Source organism: Pedobacter zeaxanthinifaciens (genome assembly GCF_003313335.1).
GTDB classification, from domain to species: domain Bacteria; phylum Bacteroidota; class Bacteroidia; order Sphingobacteriales; family Sphingobacteriaceae; genus Pedobacter; species Pedobacter zeaxanthinifaciens.
On the sequence record NZ_QMHP01000001.1, the window covers coordinates 220,027 to 241,536 of the forward strand.

The 21,510-nt window shown below is 38.4% G+C and carries 14 protein-coding genes; 12 read left to right on the forward strand and 2 right to left on the reverse strand.

Annotated features, from left to right (window positions below; all coding sequences use genetic code 11):
* Positions 1-11: 11 nt before the first annotated feature.
* Together DUT68_RS00895 and DUT68_RS00900 are read left to right on the forward strand one after the other, a co-directional pair.
* Positions 12-4,169, forward strand: a complete 4,158-nt coding sequence (locus tag DUT68_RS00895; protein WP_113634886.1) for a PKD domain-containing protein — start codon at positions 12-14, stop codon at positions 4,167-4,169.
* Positions 4,166-5,191, forward strand: coding sequence for a PorP/SprF family type IX secretion system membrane protein (locus DUT68_RS00900; protein ID WP_113634888.1), 1,026 nt, complete (start codon positions 4,166-4,168; stop codon positions 5,189-5,191). Before DUT68_RS00895 ends, DUT68_RS00900 begins: the two co-directional genes overlap by 4 nt.
* 15 nt (positions 5,192-5,206) lie before the next feature.
* Here the strand turns inward: DUT68_RS00900 and rpoN are convergent, their stop codons facing one another.
* Positions 5,207-6,682 carry an RNA polymerase factor sigma-54 gene (gene rpoN, locus DUT68_RS00905; RefSeq protein WP_113634890.1) on the reverse strand — a complete coding sequence of 492 codons (1,476 nt, stop codon included), beginning with the start codon at positions 6,680-6,682 and terminating at the stop codon, positions 5,207-5,209.
* 130 nt (positions 6,683-6,812) lie between these two features.
* Between rpoN and mscL the strand changes: the two genes are divergently transcribed.
* Together mscL and DUT68_RS00915 are read left to right on the forward strand one after the other, a co-directional pair.
* Positions 6,813-7,247, forward strand: coding sequence for a large conductance mechanosensitive channel protein MscL (gene mscL, locus DUT68_RS00910; RefSeq protein ID WP_113634892.1), 435 nt, complete (start codon positions 6,813-6,815; stop codon positions 7,245-7,247).
* Positions 7,248-7,314: 67 nt separating this feature from the next.
* Positions 7,315-7,740 (forward strand): nuclear transport factor 2 family protein, encoded by a 426-nt coding sequence (locus DUT68_RS00915; protein WP_113634893.1) that lies wholly within the window; start codon positions 7,315-7,317, stop codon positions 7,738-7,740.
* Here the strand turns inward: DUT68_RS00915 and DUT68_RS00920 are convergent, their stop codons facing one another.
* Positions 7,741-8,751, reverse strand: coding sequence for a LacI family DNA-binding transcriptional regulator (locus DUT68_RS00920; RefSeq protein WP_113634895.1), 1,011 nt, complete (start codon positions 8,749-8,751; stop codon positions 7,741-7,743). It abuts the gene before it with no gap.
* A gap of 232 nt (positions 8,752-8,983) precedes the next feature.
* On the opposite strand from DUT68_RS00920, the gene DUT68_RS00925 reads away from it, so the two are divergent.
* Genes DUT68_RS00925 through DUT68_RS00960 form a run of 8 tightly spaced genes read left to right on the forward strand, consistent with a single transcriptional unit; the run spans position 8,984 to position 21,503 of the window.
* A complete protein-coding gene (locus DUT68_RS00925; RefSeq protein WP_113634896.1) occupies positions 8,984-12,172 on the forward strand; it encodes a SusC/RagA family TonB-linked outer membrane protein in 3,189 nt (1,062 codons plus the stop codon).
* Positions 12,173-12,185: 13 nt separating this feature from the next.
* The gene (locus DUT68_RS00930; protein WP_113634899.1) at positions 12,186-13,988 is read left to right on the forward strand and encodes a RagB/SusD family nutrient uptake outer membrane protein; all 1,803 of its coding nucleotides are present in this window, start codon (positions 12,186-12,188) and stop codon (positions 13,986-13,988) included.
* An 11-nt stretch (positions 13,989-13,999) separates the two neighbouring features.
* Entirely contained in the window at positions 14,000-15,565 is a 1,566-nt protein-coding gene (locus DUT68_RS00935; RefSeq protein ID WP_113634901.1) for a DUF4957 domain-containing protein, read from the forward strand.
* A 58-nt stretch (positions 15,566-15,623) separates the two neighbouring features.
* Positions 15,624-16,379, forward strand: coding sequence for a rhamnogalacturonan acetylesterase (locus tag DUT68_RS00940; protein WP_113634903.1), 756 nt, complete (start codon positions 15,624-15,626; stop codon positions 16,377-16,379).
* Positions 16,379-17,356, forward strand: coding sequence for a pectinesterase family protein (locus tag DUT68_RS00945; protein ID WP_113634904.1), 978 nt, complete (start codon positions 16,379-16,381; stop codon positions 17,354-17,356). The genes DUT68_RS00940 and DUT68_RS00945 overlap by 1 nt, the downstream gene beginning before the upstream one ends.
* 23 nt (positions 17,357-17,379) lie before the next feature.
* Complete coding sequence (locus DUT68_RS00950) at positions 17,380-18,327, forward strand: pectinesterase family protein (RefSeq protein WP_113634906.1); 948 nt, start codon at positions 17,380-17,382, stop codon at positions 18,325-18,327.
* A gap of 15 nt (positions 18,328-18,342) precedes the next feature.
* Positions 18,343-19,848 carry a pectate lyase gene (locus DUT68_RS00955; protein WP_113634908.1) on the forward strand — a complete coding sequence of 502 codons (1,506 nt, stop codon included), beginning with the start codon at positions 18,343-18,345 and terminating at the stop codon, positions 19,846-19,848.
* 56 nt (positions 19,849-19,904) lie between these two features.
* Entirely contained in the window at positions 19,905-21,503 is a 1,599-nt protein-coding gene (locus DUT68_RS00960) for a glycoside hydrolase family 43 protein (RefSeq protein ID WP_198659512.1), read from the forward strand.
* The last annotated feature ends 7 nt before the right edge of the window (positions 21,504-21,510 follow it).

A 21,510-nucleotide genomic window follows, 5' to 3' on the forward strand; every position in this document is an offset into this window, starting at 1 on the left:
AATTAGTGCCTATGAAAGTCTACCTATCTTTCGCACTCTCACTTTTTTGCTTTTTGTCCAACGTCAGCGCCCAAGGAACTTCTAATAAAGGCACTGATTTTTGGCTTATGTACGGAGCGCATGTATCTAGCTACTCGGGAAATAGCCCGCAGAAGATGTCTATTTATGTAACTTCAGACGTTTCTACCACGGGTAAATTGGATATTCCGGGCATTAGTTATACAACTAATTTTTCTGTTAACGCCAATCAGGTTACGGTAGTTGATATTCCTCTCGCCGCCTATGTGGGTGGTACAGAAGGCAAATTTAACAAGGGAATGCATCTTACCTCGGTAAAACCTATCGTCGCTTATGCGCATATTTACGATTCTTCTGTTTCGGGAGCCACGTTAGTACTTCCCACTAATACCTTGGGTAAGGATTATTACTCGCTCAACTTTACTCAAAAATCAAATTCGTTAAATGCCTATAGTTTTTGTTCTATTGTAGCTGTTGAGGATAATACCCAAGTGAATATTACACCGTCTGTGCCTACACAAGGTGGCTGGCCAGCGGGTGTACAACAAACTATTAATCTTAATAAAGGCGAAGTATATCAAATATTGGGCTTAGAGAATTCTAGGGTTGATTTGAATCCAAATGGAGCTCAAAGAAATTGGTCAACAACAGGTGGCGACTTAACAGGTACAATTATTAAGTCGGTTGCAGCAAATGGTCAGTCGTGTAAAAAAATCGCAGTGTTTTCCGGTAGTACTAAAATATCTATCAGTTGCGTTGCTACTTCTCCGGGTTCTGCAGATAATCTTTTCCAACAAGTTTATCCAACCGCTACTTGGGGTAAGTCATTTATAACGGTTCCTTCAAAAAATAGGAATTACGATATCTACAGAATCTTTAAAAGTAATCCGTCGGCAGTGGTGAAACTTAATGGGACAGTTATTCCAAGCGCTAATTTTGTTAATAACTTTTACTATGAATTTGCAAGCCAAAACACAAACTTTATTGAAAGTGATAATTCCATACAAGTTGCTCAGTATCAAGTAACCCAAGGTAGAACAATTAATTGCACAACTTTTCAGACCGATGTTGGCGATCCTGAAATGATTTACCTTAATCCACTTGAACAAACGCTGGATAAGATTACAATGTATTCAAGCTCCTTTTTTGCAATTACAGCCCATTACATCAACGTAGTTATTAAAACAAGTGATGCGCCTAGTTTTACGTTGGACGGCGTAGCCAAAGGGGCTAGTTTTGTTCCTGTGCCACAAAAGACTGGTTATTCTTTTGCTCAGTTAAATGTTACTTCCGGTACGCATACGCTGCAGGCTAATGGCGGTTTTAATGCCATAGCGTACGGTTTCGGTAATGCCGAGTCATACGGTTATGCTGCCGGAGCAAGTTTAATTTCGCCCGGCATCGAAGTTTTTAACGGAAGTTTAAATGCTGCTAATAAAAAAAATATGGGCTGCGTAAACGCTACGTATGATGTTTACGTTTCCCTGCCTTATCAACCTTTATCGATCAAAATAGATATTGATAATGGTCAGCCAGCTGCTAATGTTCCTTTGCAGTTAACAGATACCTACACTAATAACGATATTCTTTACTATAGATATAAAGTGTATGATCAAATTAGCTTCGCAACCGCCAAAAAATATGTAGTAAAAGTAACGGCCGAAAAACCCATATCTGACGGATGTGGTGCGGTTGATGAACTTGAATTAGAATACGAAATTTTAGATAATCCAAGTTCGCAGTTTGACATTTCGGCTGGAGCTACTTGTGAAGACAAAGCAGTTACCTTTACTGATAAAAGCCTTGCTAACGGAAATACAATTGTAAAATGGTACTGGGATTTTGGTGACGGAAAAAATGAAGTGAGAACTAGTGCAACGCCTTTTACACATAGCTATGTTCCTGGCAACTATTCCGCAAAATTACTTGTAGAGAATCAATCTGGATGTTTATCAGAAGCGATAACGAAAGATATTAAAGTTTACAACTTGCCAAATCCTACTTTTTCAACTACAATGCCCTTATGCGAAAGTCAAAGGGTAAGGTTTATTGATCAATCTACATCTGTTGATGGCACAATTACAGCCTGGCTGTGGGATTTTGGAGATGGTCAAACCTCAACAGAGGCTAGCCCTGCCCATACATTCTCCGGTGCTGGCAATTACGCCATAAAATTAACAGTAACCACTCAAAATGGATGTGAAAAAAGTATTGTAAAAAATTTATCCATCAGCCCTTCACCTATATTAGATTTTGAGTTGCCCGACTTATGTTTGGCTGATGCAAAAGCAACGTTTATCAATAAAACTACTATTTCTGATAATAGTGTATTGAGTTATGTTTGGGATTTCGGCGATTATTTAGCGTCTCCGGCACACCCTAATGTGTCGTCGGCGGTTAATGGCCAACATGTGTATACCGCAGTAGGGATTTATCAGGTAACGCTAACAGTTACTACAGTAAATGGCTGTGTTAGCGTCATAAAAAAACAATTTCGAGTAAATGGTAGCATTCCTAAAGCTGGTTTCGAAGTAGTTAATCAATCTAATTTGTGTAGTAACGCTCCGGTTAGTTTTTTGGATAAAGCAACAGTTGATTTTGGTGAAATAACCAGAATTGAATGGTATTTTGACTTCGCAAACAAAACTACCCCCGATATAGTTGATGACAATCCGCAGGTAAGAAGTGCAAATTCGCAATCCTATTTGTTTAAATATCCAACCTTTAGTAATTCGCCTAGCAAAACTTATTTAGTTAAGATGGTGGTTTATTCGGGAGGTTCATGTGTTAGCGAAGAAGTCAAATCTATTACCATTTATCCAGAAGCTGTAGTTGATTTTTCTTTAGAGTCTTCGTGTTTAAAAAACGGTACGGCTGTGTTCAATAATACTTCATCATATATCAATAATAATGCTACTTTAACCTATAAATGGGATTTTGGAGATCCTGATGCCAATGCTCAAAATCCAAATACTTCTAGTGCTAAAGTGGGTGAACACAATTACATCAAGGCGGGGAGGTATACCGTAAGCTTAACGGTAACTACGCCTTTAGGCTGTGATAAAACCATCACGAAAGAAATTGTTGTTGATGGTGCTCTTCCCGTTGCTGATTTCACGGTGCTAAGTCCTGATGTATTATGCGTGCAGTCTCCAGTACGTTTTGAAGACAACACGAGCATTATTTTTGGGAACATCACTAAAATTGAATGGTATTACGATTTTGCAAATAATCCAAGCCAAGTAGTAGTCGATAATTCACCAGGAACAAGTACCAACCCTAAAATCTATAGTCATCAATATCCAATATTTAGCACGCCGCTTACCAAAACTTATACGGTAAAAATGGTTGCCTACTCTGGAAATACTTGTGTATCTACGGTAGAAAAAACAATCACATTAAACGCAATGCCTGAAATTGATTTCACGGCGATAGCTGAAATTTGTTTGGAAGCGCCAGAAATTCAACTAACCGCACAAGAAAAAAATGGGATAAACGGCACTGGCATATTTAGCGGAAAAGGTGTTAGCGCTAACGGTATATTCAATCCTTCATTAGCGGGCATCGGCTCACACGACATTACTTATACCTTTTCTTCCGAAGGTGGTTGTAGTGTTCAGGCTACACAAAAAATTACCGTTAACCCTACACCTATAGTTGATGCAGGTGAAGATAGAATGGTGCTGGAAGGCGGACAAATTAGACTTAATGCTACGGCCACCGGTGCTGCTAACTTAACCTACAAATGGACACCCTCTCTCGGCTTAGATAGAGACGACGTGTTAAATCCAATAGTAAAACCTACCGATGATATGATGTATACACTTACCGTGAAAAGTGACAAAGGATGTACGCAGTCCGATGTTGTTTTTGTTAAATTACTGCGTAACTTAGATATTCCTTCTGCAATTACGCCAAATGGCGACCAAGTTAACGATGTATGGAATATCAAATATTTGGATAGCTATCCTTCCGTAAAAGTGGATATTTACGATAGGACCGGACAAAAGGTATTTGAAAGCAAAGGCTATCAAACACCTTTTGATGGAACTTATAAAGGTAATCAGTTGCCGGTTGGAGTTTATTACTATATTATCAACTTAGTTGGTTATGGCAAGCCAATAACTGGAACATTAACAATCATCAAATGAGATATTTTAAATTCTTATTTACTTTATTGACCTTGATGATAGGTGTGGCAGTGATATTGAAAGCACAGCAACGGCCGCAGTACACGCAATATGTGTTTAACAATTACTTGCTTAACCCAGCTTTAAGTGGTACTGAAAATTACACCGATATCAAGGTCGGCCATCGTTTGCAGTGGAGCGGTTTAAAAGACGCCCCCCGAACTTCATTTGTATCTGCGCATTGGAGTTTGGGCGATAAGTACTTATGGCAAAATCCTTTATCTCTCCCAGAAAAAGGGGATGACCCGATGAGCAAAAATTACATGCAAAATTACACCTCATCACCAGCACACCACGGTATGGGCGTAATGGCAGTGTCAGATAGGGCAGGGCCTCTGTCTAGAATTGATGCAGGAGTAAGTTACGCCTATCATTTGCAACTTAGCGGTACCAGTAATTTGGCCGTAGGCACATATGTCGGTTTCAGTAGAATTTCACTCGATGTGAATGCTTTACAACTAGAAACGGAGGCGGATCCCGCACTTACTAACGTTATTGAGTCGCAATTTAAACCAGATGCCTCCATTGGGGTATGGCTTTATGGTGCTAGGTTTTTTGCTGGGGCTTCCATTCAACAAATTATTCCGCAAACATTGGCCTTCACCAAAAATTCAAACTATACACAAGGAAAATCGGTGCCGCATTTTTTTGTAACCTCAGGATATAAATTATTTTTAGATGAAGAGGTTACCTTAATACCTTCGTTTATGGCTAAAGGCGTTTCTGGTTTGCCTATTTCGGTAGATTTGAACGCTAAAGTTTCCTTTAAAGATAAAATATGGATAGGAGGAAGCTATCGAAAATCTGATTCGTTTTCGGCGATGGTGGGTTTTAACTTTAAACAGTTTGCCAATCTTACCTATGCGTATGATTTAACTACCTCCGAAATCAGAACGGTATCTAACGGTACCCACGAAATTGTATTGGGCATACAGTTAAATAGCGTTTATCAGGTATTTAGCGGAGGCCGTACTTGGCGATAACTACACAGGTGAATATTACAGTTCTTTCCTTAATCGGGCAACTGGGATATTCATCTGTTCGCGATATTTTGCAACCGTTCTTCTTGCAATGTTATAACCATGTTCTTTCAAGATTTCGGTCAAACGTTCATCTGCTAAAGGTTTACGCTTGTCTTCTTTGCCAATGCAGTCTTCCAAAATTTTCTTCACTTCTTTGTTGGAAACTTCTTCGCCACTTTCGGTTTGTATGGCTTCAGAGAAGAAAGATTTTAACAGAAACGTACCGAATTCAGTTTGCACATATTTAGAGTTGGCTACCCTTGAAACGGTAGAAATATCCATATCGATTTTATCGGCAATATCCTTTAAAATCATCGGTCGCAATTTGCGCTCGTCACCACTCAAGAAATAGTCGTATTGGTAGTGCATTATAGCGTTCATTGTTTTTAATAGCGTTTGCTGACGTTGTCTAATCGCATCAATAAACCATTTTGCCGAGTCCAACTTCTGCTTAACAAACTGCACTGCTTCCTTCATTTTTTTATCCTTTTGGGAAGCTTTTTCATAATGCTCAAACATGTCCATATACGAGCGACTAACGCGTAACTCCGGAGCATTTCTTGCATTTAATGTGAGTATCAAAACGCCATCATTATTGCTGATATGGAAATCTGGAATAATTTGCATTTGCTTCGTAGTAACTTGGTTTGAATCGCCAGGTTTGGGATTTAAACGCAATATTTCAGCTACTACCTCTTTCAATTCTTCACTATTTAAACCAACTGCACGTTCTAGTTTATCATAGTGTTTTCTAGTGAATTCATCTAAATGATGCTCCACAATGTCAATTGCTTTTTTAACCAACGGATTGCTGGTGTCTTTACGCTTCAATTGCAATGCTAAACATTCCTGTAAATCTCTGGCTGCAATTCCTGGAGGGTCAAAACTTTGGATGAGCTTGAGCATTTCCAATACGTCTTCTTCTTCTACAATTACATTTTGCGAAAAAGCCAAATCGTCAATCATTGACGTGATTGGTCTCCGTAAATAACCATCATCGTCCAAACTTCCAATAATCTGTTTTCCAATTACAAAGTCCTGATCTGAAAGTGGAATCAGATCTAATTGCTGTTGTAGGCTTTCGAAAAAAGTTGTTTCAATGGCAATAGGCGTTTCTTTTTTTTCCTCATCATCATCGCCATTGCTGTAAGATGTGCTGTAGTCGTTAGTGTTGTCATCTTGCAGATAATCATCCACATTGAATTCATCTAAACTAGTATCTTCGCCGGCGTCACCATCAAAGTCATCTCTTTCATCATTCAAATCATCATATTCTCCTTTTGGTTCATCTAACGATATAAGGCTAGAGTCTTCCAAAGCCGGATTTTCTTCCAATTCTTCTTTGATACGGGTATCTAACGCAACGGTAGGTACCTGCAACAACTTGATAAATTGAATTTGTTGTGGAGATAGTTTTTGTAATAACTTTTGCTGAAGATGTTGTTTTAGCATAAATGGGAATAAAAGAGTTTTCAAAAATAAACAAATGCTTTATAATTTTGTTGGTTTATTTGATTAATTAATGTTCTTTTGATTAAGTTTATACTTACTAAATTTATCTTTTTACTTAAAAAACAGGCTTATGGGATTTGTTAAAGAATTTAAAGAATTTGCAGTTAAGGGCAATGTAATGGACCTAGCAGTAGGGGTAATTATCGGAGGTGCCTTCGGTAAAATAATTGATAGCGTAGTGAAGGATTTGGTGATGCCTATTGTTTCAGCAATTATTGGACAGCCTGATTTTAGTCAGCTTTACTTGGTGCTGAAGGGCAATGTGCCAGCTAACATGCCTTTAGAAGAAGCTAGAAAATTACCTGAGACTGCCATTTTCGCTTACGGAAATTTTATCACCGTTGCTATTAACTTTTTCCTTTTAGCACTAGTTATTTTCATTATGGTTAAAGGAATTAATTCTTTGAAACGTAAAGAGGAAGCCGCACCATCTGCTCCGCCAGCGCCTTCAAAAGAACAAGTTTTGCTTGCAGAAATTAGAGACTTATTAAAAAATAAACAATAACATTTTTCTTTTGACCGATGTATCTCCGTGCATCGGTCTTTTTTTATCATCAAACAAAAATGAATTAATGAAAAAAATATTATTTCTATCACTCTTCCTATTTGCATCTGCTACCTACGCTCAAGACAAAAAAGAACAGGCATTGCTAAATGCAGTAGAAAAATTGAAAGAAGCAATGGTCAGCGGCGACAGGCAGGCGTTGGAATCCATCGCAGATGCTGATTTAAACTATGGTCATTCCAGCGGCAAAGTAGAGGATAAGGAAACTTTTGTAGAAACTATTGCCAGTGGCAAATCTGATTTTGTAACTATCGAACTAAAAAATCAAACTTATAAAATTACAGGAAAAACAGCGATTGTTAGACATCAACTGCATGCTAAAACTAATGACGGCGGCAAACCCGGCGAGGTTCACTTAGGAATCATGCTGGTTTGGATCAAGCAAGGAAAAGATTGGAAATTATTGGCTAGGCAAGCTTATAAGTTGCCATAACTACCTAATAAATAGCGAAGTGTCCAATACTTTCTTTTCAAAGTCTTCAATTGGATACTTCGATTCTATTATTTTAAGCAACATTTCAGTAGCCAATCGTCCAATTTCGTAAGCTGGCTGCCTTACCGAAGTAAGTGATGGGTTGAACAAATCCAAAGCATCAGAGTTGCTGAAACCTGCTATAGCCATATCTTTTGGCACTTCTATTTTAAGGTTTTTAAATACGCTTAAACATCCTGTACTGAGCCTATCACCAGCAACAAAAATTGCATTTGGCTTATCCTTTAAGGCCAATAGTTCTTTAATGGCGGTTTCAGTTTCTTCATAAAGCATGCCACCATGCGGGCAATATTTTACGTAGTCTTCATTAAATGGAATCCCGCTATCCGCCAGTGCTTTTTTATAGCCACTTAGGCGTTCAATGCTAATAGAAAGATAGCTAGAACTGGTTAGATGAGCTATTTTTTTGTATCCTGAATTAATGAGGTATTTGGTAGCATCATAAGCTCCTTTTTCGTTGTCTGCAATTACCTTATGGGTAATGATTTCATCCGCAACTCTGTCGAAAAACACAATTGGCAAACCTTTATCATGTAAATTTTTCAAGTGGGAGATATCGGAAGTTTGAGAAGATAATGATACCAATAAACCATCTACTGATCTAGACGCCAAGTGATTAACGTTGATTACTTCTCTATCATATGATTCGTGTGTTTGAGAAATGATAACATGGTAACCTTTGTCATACGCAATAGATTCAATACCATCTATAGCTTGGGAAAAATAGCTATTTGCTACCTCACTCACTACTACACCAATAGATTTGCTTCTGCGTTCTTTTAAACTTAACGCTATAGGATTGGGCTTGTAACCTATTTGTTTGGCATAATCGGTCACTAATTTTTTGGTGGCCGGACTAATTTCGTAAGTGTCTCTTAACGCTCTGGAAACCGTAGAAGTGGATAGTCCAAGGGCTTTAGCAATATCTTTTATGGTAACGGGCTCAAACATGTTTGTAGTGTGTTTTTACGTAAGTGGCTAGCTTGAATATGTATTTCAAAAATAGCACTATTTATCTATACTATTAAAGATATAATTTTTACTTGTATTTGGCAACGTTGTCGGGAACGATTGCATAAATTTATACCGGGCGTTTCGTGCTATATCTTAAAAAAACGTTGTAGAATTGTTTTAGGAAGGCCCTAGGCCTATCTGCATATAACCAAATTTTTAACCACATTGTATGAAAAAATTCTTGCTGTTTTTTTGTGTCTTAGCTATTGGCGTTCAGCTGGTGCAGGCACAAACAAGGCCAGTAACGGGAAAGGTAACCGAAAAAGCTACCGGATCGCCGCTTCCTGGTGTAGCCGTTACCATTAAAGGAACAAAAAATGCGGTATCCACCGATGCCAATGGTATTTATAAAATTAGTGTGCCAAGTTCTGGTAGCACTATTTTAGTTTTTAACTCTATTGGATTTGATAACCTAGAAATTGCTGTAGGCACAAAATCACAGGTTAACGCCTCATTGGAGGAAAGCTCAACTACACTTAGCGAAGTTAAAATTGTAAACATCGGTTATGGGACGGTAAAACGTGAGGCATTAACCGGCGCTGTAACTTCTGTGGGAGCGGCAACAATTGCTGCTGCGCCAGTGGCTTCTGCTTTAGAAGCTATCCAAGGTAGGGTAGCGGGTGTTAACATTACCTCAACAGAAGGTTCTCCGGATGCTGCTTTGAACGTTCGCGTTCGTGGTGGTGGTTCCATTACGCAAAGTAATGAGCCGCTTTACATTGTAGATGGTTTTCCTGTTACTACAATTGCAGATATTGCTCCGCAAGATATTGAAAGCATAGACATCCTTAAAGATGCTTCTGCAGCGGCTATCTACGGATCTAGAGGTGCTAACGGGGTGGTTTTGGTAACTACCAAAAGTGGTAAAGATGGAAAAACAAATATCTCTTATAACTTATTTGGCGGTTATAGAAAAATTGCCAAAACGTTAGGCGTATTAAGCCCTTATGATTATGTTACTTGGCAGTACGAAAGAGCCCTATTAGGAGGTTCTTTAAATGATTACACACAGTATTTTGGCAATTATCAGGATATTGATTTGTACCAAAATGTTCCGGCTAACGATTGGCAAGACTTAGTTTTTGGCAGAACCGGAAATACTATCAATAGCAACTTAAGTATCATGGGCGGAAGCGATAAAACTAAATTTAGCTTAAGCCACAACTTTATTAAGGACAGGGCTATCATGCAACTTTCCGGCTATGAGAGGCAAAACATCAACTTTAAATTAAACCACAAATTATATAAAAACCTGACTTTAGATTTTGGCTTGAGATATTCTGATACCAAAACTAACGGTGGTGGCGCTAACGAAGTTAGAGAATTCTCGTCAGCAGATTCACGTTTAAAGTACGCCATGCTATATCCGCCGTTTCCGGTACCAGGTTTAACCACTGATGATAGTGATCCCGACTTTCAATTATACGATCCTTTAGTGGCTATTTCAGATAATGACCAATATGTACAAAGAAAACAGTATAACATCAATGGATCTTTAACTTATGATATTTTATCAGGTTTAAAGTTTAGAACCGATGTTGGTTACGATGGTGTTAGAAATGATCAAGATCGTTTTTACGGAAAATCCACTTATTATGTGCGTAATTTCCCAACAGGCGACAACGCTGGTAAACCGGCCTTAATTTTAACAAATGGTAACAGGGTATCTTTCAGAAATACCAATACTTTAAATTACAATTTCGAAAAGCTATTAGGCAAAAACCATAACTTAACGGTATTGTTAGGTCAAGAATTTCTTAAAACAGAAGAAAATACACTTACCAATGTGGTACATGGTTTCCCTTCAACCTTCAGCTTTGCTGATGCCAGAGTATTAACTACACAAGGTGCGGCTAATTCAGTTGACCACCGTTTTGCCAACGACTATAAATTACTTTCATTCTTTGGTAGAGCTAACTATGATTATAAAAGTAAGTATTTGTTGAGTTTGGCAATGAGGGTTGACGGTTCATCGAAATTTGCACAAGGTAACCAATGGGGATATTTCCCATCAATTTCAGGTGCGTGGAGAATTATCCAAGAGGATTTCATGAATGGTACTAAATCATGGCTATCTGATTTGAAAATTAGGTTGAGTTATGGTGCTGCTGGTAATGATAATATCCCAGTAGGTCAAATTAACCAAACTTTCGAAAATAACACCACTACTTGGATCAATGGCGCTACTAGTTTTTGGGGTCCTTCGAAAATCATGGCTAACCCAGATTTGAAATGGGAAACAACCGTTTCTAGAAACGTAGGTTTAGATTTTGGATTTTTAAAGAACAAAGTTACTGGTACTGTTGATGCCTACATTAATAGAACTAAGGATTTGTTGATGGAATTTGCTGTTCCGGGATCAGGCTACAATACGCAGTTTAGAAATATTGGTGAAACTCAAAACAAAGGTTTAGAGCTAAGTTTAAACTACAAAGCAATACAAAATAAAAACTTTGATTTATCATTCTCTGGAAACATTTCATTCAACAGAAATAAAGTAATTTCAATGGGTTCATTGATCAATTATCCGGGTAACTCTAACTGGGCTTCAACTGAAATCAGTACAGATTACCTGTTAATTCCAGGAGCTTCAATTGGAAGAATTTACGGTTATAAAAATGCTGGACGTTACGAAGTTTCAGATTTCTCAGGCTTTAACTCAGCAACTAATACTTGGACATTGAAACCAGGTGTTGCCAACGCAAGTTCGGTGATTGGTACCGTTAGGCCAGGCTCAATGAAATTGGAAGACTTAAATGGAGATGGTATTGTAAATTTAAGCGATAGAACTTTTATCGGAAATACGATGCCATTACATACTGGTGGTTTTTCAATCAATACAAGAGTTTATGACTTCGACTTTGCTGCTTACTTTAACTGGAGCTATGGCAATGATGTTTATAATGCAAACAAAATCGAGTATACTTCTACAAGTAAGTACAAATCAAGAAATATGATTGATATTATGGCTACTGGAAAGCGTTGGACTAACTTACGTGCTGATGGTACAATTAGTAATGATCCAGCAGAATTAGCGGCAATGAACGCTAATACTACAATGTGGTCGCCGTTTACTAGAGCTTATGCATTAACAGATTGGGCAGTTGAAGATGGTTCTTTCTTGAGATTATCTACCGTGACTTTAGGTTATACCTTACCAGCTCAAATCTCTAATAAGTTAAAAATGAAGAAACTAAGAGTTTATGCTTCTGGTAACAACGTATTTTTGTTGACTAACTATACTGGATTTGATCCAGAGGTTTCAACAAGAAGAAGTACTGGTTTAACACCAGGAGTTGATTACTCAGCTTATCCAAGAAGCAGGTCTATAATTTTTGGTTTAAATGTTGGCTTTTAATTGAAATAGAACGATGAAAAAAATTAATTATATACTATTATTTATTGCGTTTAGTTCAATAATAAGTGGATGTAAAAAGGCATTAGATGCTCCGGCAAAATCGGCCTTAGAAGAATCAGTAATATTTTCGACGCAAAGTTTAGCGGAGGGTGCTGTTACGGGTATATTACAAGCTTTTGCTGAAACTAACTCTTACCGTGGAAGATATATTGTTTATTATGGAACTAACACCGATAGTGAAGTAATAAGTAGCATTAAAACCGTAGGCGACGATAAATCTAGATTGGCCAATTACAATACCAATGTAAATAATGGTCAAATGAATACGGAGAACAATGTTTGGGCAATGTTATACTTGGGTATTGAGCGTGCTAACTTAGCTATCAGAGGTTTAAGAGCTTATGGTAATGTGGATTCAAACCCGCAGATGGCTCAGCTTTTAGGTGAGGTGTTAACATTAAGAGCTGTGATGTACAGCGATTTAATCAAAGCTTGGGGCGATGTTCCTGCCAGGTTTGAACCTGTAACAAGTGAAACCATTTACACGCCAAGAACAGACAGAGATGTAATTTACAAGCAGTTATTGGCAGATTTAGCTGAAGCTTCCAATTACCTGGCTTGGCCGAACGCAACGAGCAGAACAAGTTCGGTAGAACGTGTAAGCAAAGCATTCGCTAAAGGCTTAAGAGCTCGTATTGCTTTAATGGCAGGAGGTTATGCGTTACGTCAAGATAAAACCGTTCGTTTAAGCAATGATCCAGATTTGGAACGTACAAAAATGTATACCATTGCAAAGCAAGAGTGCTTGGATATCATTAACAGTGGTACAGTAAGGTTATTGCCTAACTTTGAAACAGTTTTCAGAAATTTAAATCAGGAAGTACTTACCGCTGGACAAGAGTCAATGTGGGAAATTCCTTTCAGCGAGGGTAGAGGTAGGGTAATTTTTGATATGGGAGTTAACCATGCTAAAATTGACAAGTACACTGGACAAAACAAAGGTGGTACTGTAATCGCTAACCCTGCAATGTGGTACGAGTTTGAAAAGCAAGATACCAGACGTGCGGTAAGCATTACACCTTACGGATGGGATAGTGATGGAACTGCAAATACAGCTTTCCAAGTGACATCAACATTGGGTAAAATGTATTTAGGTAAATACCGCTACGAGTGGATGAAACGCAGAGTAACTTCAACAAATGATGATGGTATCAATTGGATGTACATGCGCTATGCCGATGTATTGTTAATGGCTGCTGAAGCAATTAACGAAATAGATGGTCCAACTGCTGCTGCCCCATATCTTAAACAAGTAAGAGACAGAGCGTATGTAGGTAATACTGCCTTATCTACAGCATATATGGCTACAGTTACTGGTTCAAAAACTGCATTTTTTAACGCTATCGTGAAAGAGCGTTCGTTAGAATTTGTTGGTGAAATGTTAAGAAAACAAGATTTGATTCGTTGGAATTTGCTAGATAGTAAATTAGCCGAAAACAAAAAGAACCTAGAAGATCTAGAATTGAGGCGTGAAAAATATGCCAATTTGCCTGCAAAAATTTACTATACTTTAAATGGCGAAAATTTAACCATTTACGGACTTGATTTTGGTGACACAGATGCAATTGGTGCAGCTGGCGGATATGCTTCAAATAAAACTTGGACAATGTCTTCGTCTTCTGATGCAACTACTTTTTGGAATGCGCTTAGCCAAAATCCACAAAATCAACCTAGTAAACAATCTTATTGGCCAATTTGGCAAACTTTCCTCGATTCATCGAATGGAACGTTAAATAATAATTTCCTAGGGCTTTAATTTATTCGGCAATGAAAAAAGAAATTAAAAAACTATTTATATTTTCTTCGCTTTCGCTGGCATTAATTGCTGGATGTAAGGAAAGTGAACTAGAAGAAATCACTACCCTTAAAACGGATAGAGCGTTTTCTGCAACTGGCTTAAGTGCTGTGGTGGTTAATAAGGTAAATGTTAGGCTTACTTGGAATAAAGTATCCAACGCAGCTTCTTATGTAATTGAAGTGTATGATAATGCCAACTTAACTGGTACGCCTTTCAAAACAGTTTCGGGCGTTAGAGCTGATCAAATACCTTACACCGTTACTGGCTTAGCAGGTAATGTTCAGCACTCTGTACGTATTAAATCAATCAGTGCTGATGGTGCTGCTGATTCCAAATGGGTTAGTACAACCTTCAAAACTGATCCGGAACAAATTTTAAACCCGGTAAATTTGGGTGATATCACTTCCAACTCTACCAAAGTGACTTGGCCAGCCGGTGAAACAGTAACCAGATTAGTGTTTACGCCAGGCAATATTGCCTATACATTAACCGCAACTGATATTGCAAATGGAAGTGCAACAGTAACAGGCTTAACCCCTGAAACACTTTACACAGTTGCTATTTTTAACAATACTGTACAAAGGGGAGCAGTTAATTTTACTACAGGAGTAGATGTAAGCACGTTCACACAGGTAACCAATGATTTGGAATTAGCTAACGCTTTAGCTGGAACCGGACCTGTTAAAATTGCTTTGTATCCAGGAACTTATACGCTATTGGCTGATATTACAGCAAATAAAAACATTACCATTGTAGGTACAAATGCTGGTAACAAACCAATAATTAACAGAGCGGTGTTTAAATTGGAAAACAATGCAAGTTTAACTTTAAACAATGTTAAGCTTGATGGTAACCAAGCTACAAATACCAATCAGTTGATTATTTACAATGCTGCTTCTGCAGGAACTTATGGCGCTGTATCTATTTTAAATTGCGAGATGTACAATTATGCAAAAGGTTTAATGTACATCAATGTGGCAGCCCTTGTAGAGTCGGTAACTATAGAAAATAATATTTTTAGAGATATTAATGTTAGCGGTGCATCGTTTGTGGATATGAGAGCAGGGTTTGCTAAAACGTTTACGATGAAAAACAATACGCTGTATAACTTTACTACTACTGATGCGCAACGAGATCTGTTCAGGATAGATGCAACAACAAATTTTAGTACACAAACAGGTAATAAGTTTACAATTGTAAATAATACTTTCAACAATGTAATGAATTATACAGGTACCAGATATTTGTACAATAGGCTAACTACTTTATCTAACTATTTCAATAAAAATATCGTTGCAAATAGTCAGGCTTATTATACTAATCAAAGTGCTACCGCTTTAACAGAGCTGTTAAACAATAACTATTTCAATGCTGCTAATTTCTACGAAAGCACAACAACTTCCGCTAAAAATGATGCTGCAGCTAATGGTTACACCAAATTAGATCCAGGATTTACTAATGCCGCCGCCGGCAACTTTACCATTTCCAATGTTGATTTAAAAGCCAACGGAATTGGTGATGTAAGGTGGAGATAATGAACAAATAATTTAGATGGGGCCGACAAAGCCCCATCTTTTTTTAAAGCTTTTTTTTATGATACGTCACTTTCTGTTATTTTCTTTCATTTTCGTAGCTGCATTTTTTCAAGTTTCCCAAAATAAAACTACGGTATTTATCATAGGTGATTCCACCGCCGCTAACAAGCTTACCACCGCTTATCCAGAAACAGGTTGGGGAATGCCATTTTCTTACTTCTTTGATCAAACAGTGGAAGTAAATAATTTGGCTAAAAATGGTCGTAGTACCCGTACTTTTTTAAGTGAAGGTTTATGGAATACGGCGCTATCTACCATGAAAAAAGGAGATTATGTGCTGATCCAATTTGGACATAACGATGAAAGTAAAGAGAAAACCGACCGGTATACCAGTCCTGATCAATACAAAGAAAACCTAACTAAATTTGTGAACGAGGCCAGGGCTAAACAAGCCACTCCAATTTTAATCACGCCTGTTTCTAGAAGGAAGTTTGATAAAGATGGAAATGCTTTAGAAACACATAAAGAGTACACTCCATTGGTTAAAGAAATTGCTGCTAAACTTAATGTGCCTTTAATTGATTTAGATGAAAAAAGCCAAAAATTGTATCAGCAGTTTGGTGAGGAAAACTCTAAACTACTTTTTCTGCAATTGCAAGCTAATGAACATCCAAATTATCCTGAAGGTAAAATAGATAATACGCATTTTAATGAACTTGGTGCTCGTAAAATTGCACAGATTGTGCTTCAAGAAATTAAGAGCTTGAATTTGCCTTTGGCTCAACACATTATAAAACCAATTGTGAAAAAGTAATGCGAAGTAAGTTGCTCATTTTTTTGATTGCCTTGCTGTTTAACTACTCAATTGCGCAAGAACCACGAAAGCAGCCCGCGGCCACCTTTGATTTTGTGGTGGCGCAAGATGGTTCCGGCAATTTCAAAACTGTACAAGAAGCGTTAAATGCAGTGCCTGATTTCAGAAAAGTAACAACAACAATTTTTATCAAAAATGGCATTTATAAGGAGAAATTGAATCTATCTAACTCAAAGCAAATGGTTACCCTAATTGGCGAGAGTGTAGAAAATACCGTGTTAACTTATGATGATTGGGCTCAAAAAAAGAATATTTTTGGAGAAGAAAAAGGCACTTCTGGTTCGTCGAGCTTTTACGTTTACGGGCCGCAATTCACAGCTCAAAATATCACTTTCCAAAATTCTGCAGGTCCTGTAGGGCAAGCGGTAGCGCTGTTTGTTGCTGGCGATAAGGCTCGTTTCATTAACTGCAGAATGCTAGGTTTTCAAGATACGCTTTACACCTATGGTTATGGCAGTAGGCAGTATTACTACAAATGCTACATAGAGGGTACAGTAGATTTTATCTTTGGCTCATCTACGGCAGTATTTGAAGAATGCGAAGTTTTTGGTAAAACTGGTGGTTATTTTACGGCAGCCTCTACACCAGACAGTATTAAATATGGCTACGTCTTCATCAACAGTAAGTTTACTGGAAGTGCAGCTGAAGGTTCTTTTTATTTAGGCAGACCATGGCGTCCTTTCGCTAAAACGGTTCTAATCAATTGTGAACTTGGTAAGCAAGTTAAGCCCGAGGGATGGCACAATTGGAACAAGCCTGATGCCGAAAAAACATCATTTTATGCCGAATATAAAAGTAGAGGTGATGGTGCAAATAATGAGGCTCGTGTAAAGTGGGCTCATCAATTGACTGAAAAAGAAGTGAAGGATAAATTTACTTTGGATAAAATCTTTAACGGTTGGAAACCTATTGATTAACTACTTTTTACAATCTGTTTGAAATGAAAAAGCTAACCCTAATTATATACTTGTTATCAACTTTCGGATGGTGTGTTGCACAGGATTACCCGAAAGAACTTTCTGTAGCGCAAGATGGTACAGGTAATTATAAAACCATACAGGAAGCGGTAATGGCTGTACGAGATTATAGCGATCAGCAAGTTACCATCTTCATTAAAAAAGGAACTTATAAAGAAAAGCTGGTTATCCCTGCGCAAAAAATTAGAATTAAATTAGTAGGTGAGGATAAAGATCAAACAATCATCACTTTCGATGACTATTCTGGAAAAGGGTCAATCAATACTTATACCTCTCATACTGTTTTAGTTCAGGGCAATGATTTTGTGGCAGAAAATTTAACCTTTCAAAACTCGGCGGGACCAGTAGGACAGGCCGTAGCTTTACATGTTGAGGCTGATCGTGTGGTCATCCGTAACTGTAAGATATTAGGCAATCAAGATACTTTATTTTTATCGGCAGATACTAGTAGGCAATACTACGTCAATTGCTATATTGAGGGCACCACAGATTTCATATTTGGTGCAGCTACCGCAGTGTTCGAGGCTTGTCACATCCATAGCAAAAAAAATTCTTACATCACGGCGGCTTCAACCTCTCCGTATCAGGCATTCGGCTTCGTATTTTTTGACTGCGAGTTAACCGCCGATACTGCATTTAAGAAAGTTTATTTGGGTAGACCATGGCGTCCTTATGCAAAAACGGTGTTTATTCGTACCGAAATGGGCGACCATATCTTACCGCAGGGTTGGAGTCCTTGGAATAAAACAGAAAATCATAAACAAACGTACTATGCTGAGTATGGTTCTTACGGACCTGGCTTTGTTAAAGAACAACGTATTGAATGGTCTCATCAGCTCACTAAAAAAGAACTGAAAAAATACACAGTAAAGAACATTTTTTCGGGAAATGGCCAATGGCTTCCCAATTAATCTATAATTATTAAGATGAAAATAAATCAGAAATATTTGCTTCTAGCAGCCTTTGCGTTGTTAGCTTGCTCTAAAAAAAGTACTACGCCTACAGGTAATGACAATGGTGGCAATACCAACGGAGATAATAAACCGGTTCAGGTACAGGAAACTGCCTACGCTTTTCCTGGTGCAGAAGGATTTGGTAAAAATACCACTGGTGGTAGAGGTGGTAGAGTAATTAAAGTTACCAATTTAAATGATTCGGGAACTGGAAGTTTAAGGGAAGCCCTTAGCGCTACTGGTGCTAGAATTATTGTATTTGAAGTTTCTGGAAATATTGTACTTAATAGCAGATTAGTCATCAATAACGGAAATGTAACCATAGCAGGGCAAACCGCTCCGGGAGATGGTATTTGCATCCAAAACTATGAGTTAAACATCAATGCTAGTAACGTAATTGTACGCTACATGCGCTTTAGGTTAGGTGATGTAAATGTGGCTACTATTGAAAGTGACTCGTTTTGGGGACGTGGGTTAGAAAATATCATGATTGATCATTGCTCAATGAGCTGGTCTATTGACGAATGTGCTTCTTTTTATCACAACAAGAACTTTACTATGCAGTGGTGCATGATCACTGAAAGTATGAATAACTCAGGACACTCCAAAGGTGCGCATGGGTACGGGGGTATTTGGGGTGGTTCTCCTGCAACATTTCACCATAATTTGTTGGCTCACCATACCAGTCGTAATCCTAGGTTTGATGGTGGATTAAGATACAGTAACGGCAGTGGTACAGGTGTTGGTCCTTTTGGTCCAGACAAGGTGGACTATCGCAATAATGTGATTTACAATTGGAGCAGCAACAGTGCTTACGGCGGTGAAAACGGGGAGTACAACATGGTAAACAATTATTACAAAGCTGGACCTTCAACTCCTTCAAGTAAAAACAAAAGAATAATGCAGGTTACCAAAGATGTGACCACTGGTGCTTCTAATCCAGCTAGTTACGGCGTTGGTTACGGTACCTTTTATATCGATGGTAACTATGTAGATGGCAACCCGACAGTTACTGCTAATAACTGGAATGGTGGCGTAGATTATGATTCGGGCATTACGGAAACTATGGTACGTAAAACAGTGCCATTTGCTAACTCTGAACTAACAGCGCATACCGCACTGCAAGCTTATGAAGCGGTTTTAAATTACGCAGGTGCTTCCTATAAAAGAGATGCGGTAGATACTAGAATAGCTAGTGAAGTAAGAACTGGAACAGCTACTTACAAGGGTTCTATCTCTGGTTTGTGGGGAATCATTGATACGCAAAAAAATGTTGGAGGGTGGCCATTATTGAGCCAAACAGCAGTTTTAAAAGATACCGATGGTGATGGAATGCCTGATGATTGGGAAATTGCGAACAAGCTTGATCCGAATAAGGCAAACGCCAATGGTAGGGATCTAAGCTCTGCTTACGATAATATCGAAGTTTACCTTAACAGCTTGGTGAAGTCAATTACAGAAGCGCAGTATAAGCCTTAAATTTAATGTGCTTTAGGAAGCTAAAACTACTTTTTTGCTCCATTTGGTGTGTGTTTATGTTTATTGCGATAAGCAGTGGATCTAATGCGCAACAGTTGCCTTATGTATCAAAAGTTTGGGTTGCTGATCTCGGTAATGGGAAATATAAAAATCCGGTAATTAATGCGGATTATTCTGATCCAGATGCAATCAGGGTGGGAGATAAGTTCTACATGATTGCATCGAGCTTTGATGCTGTGCCTGGTCTTCCCATTTTAGAATCAACAGATTTAGTAAACTGGCAACTAATTGGTCATGCACTACATCGGCAAATTCCTATTGCTCATTTTTCTAAAACACAACATGGTAATGGGGTTTGGGCTCCGGCTATCAGGTACCATAATAAGCAATTTTACATTTTTTATCCCGATCCTGATTTCGGGATTTATATGATTAAGGCCAGTAAAATCAACGGGCCCTGGACTAAACCTGTTTTGGTAGAGGCCGGCAAGGGCTTAATAGATCCGTGTCCGCTTTGGGATGAGGACGGAAAAGTGTATTTAGTGCATGCCTACGCTGGCAGCAGAGCGGGCATCAAGAGTCTTCTGGTTATTAAGCAACTAAATGCTACTGCTGATAAAACCATTGACGAAGGTAAAATTGTATTTGATGGCCATGAGCAAGATCCAACCTTGGAAGGGCCTAAACTATATAAGCGCAATGGGTATTACTATATTTTTGCTCCGGCTGGTGGCGTGGCTACAGGCTGGCAGTTAGTACTTCGTTCAAAAAATATTTATGGTCCTTATGAGCGTAAAGTGGTGATGGATCAAGGCAAGTCGCCAATAAATGGTCCGCATCAAGGGGCTTGGGTAAATACACCATCGGGAGAAGACTGGTTTCTGCATTTTCAAGATAAAGATGCTTATGGTCGAGTGGTACATTTACAACCAATGATATGGCGCAATAATTGGCCAGTTATTGGAGTAGACAAAGATGGCGATGGCGTAGGAGAGCCCGTTATGGTTTATCAAAAGCCAAATACCAAACCAAGCAGAGTGATGACAACAGTTGAGAGCGATGAATTTAATGGTTTAAAATTAGGCCTACAATGGCAATGGCAAGCTAATCCTGTGGCTACTTGGCATTTTATAAATCCGAGCAAAGGAAGCTTAAGATTGTATACTGCTAAAGTTCCAGACAGCTCAAACAACTTGTGGAACGTGCCTAACATACTGCTGCAGAAGTTGCCAGGTGATGAGTTTACGGCAAGCACCAAATTGTCTTTTACGGCTAACCCGAAATTAGAAAACGAGAAAATTGGTTTAACGGTTTATGGCTTAAGCTATGCTTATTTAGCTGTTAAATCTAAAAAAGATGGTCTTTACCTCGTATACGCTACATGCAAAAATGCCGACAAAGGAACCCAAGATAAAGAACAAACCTTGGCCAAATTAACAAGTGCTACAATTTATCTGCGTGTTAATGTGAGGCTCGGTGCAAAATGCCAATTTGCTTACAGTACCAATGGAATCGACTTTGTTTCGATAGATGAAATCTTTGAAGCCACGCCGGGTAAGTGGATTGGTGCCAAGTTAGGTTTGTTCGCCATTCGTGATCAACAAACTAACGATAGCGGTTATGCGGATTTCGACTGGTTTAGGATAACAAAGTAACTTTCCC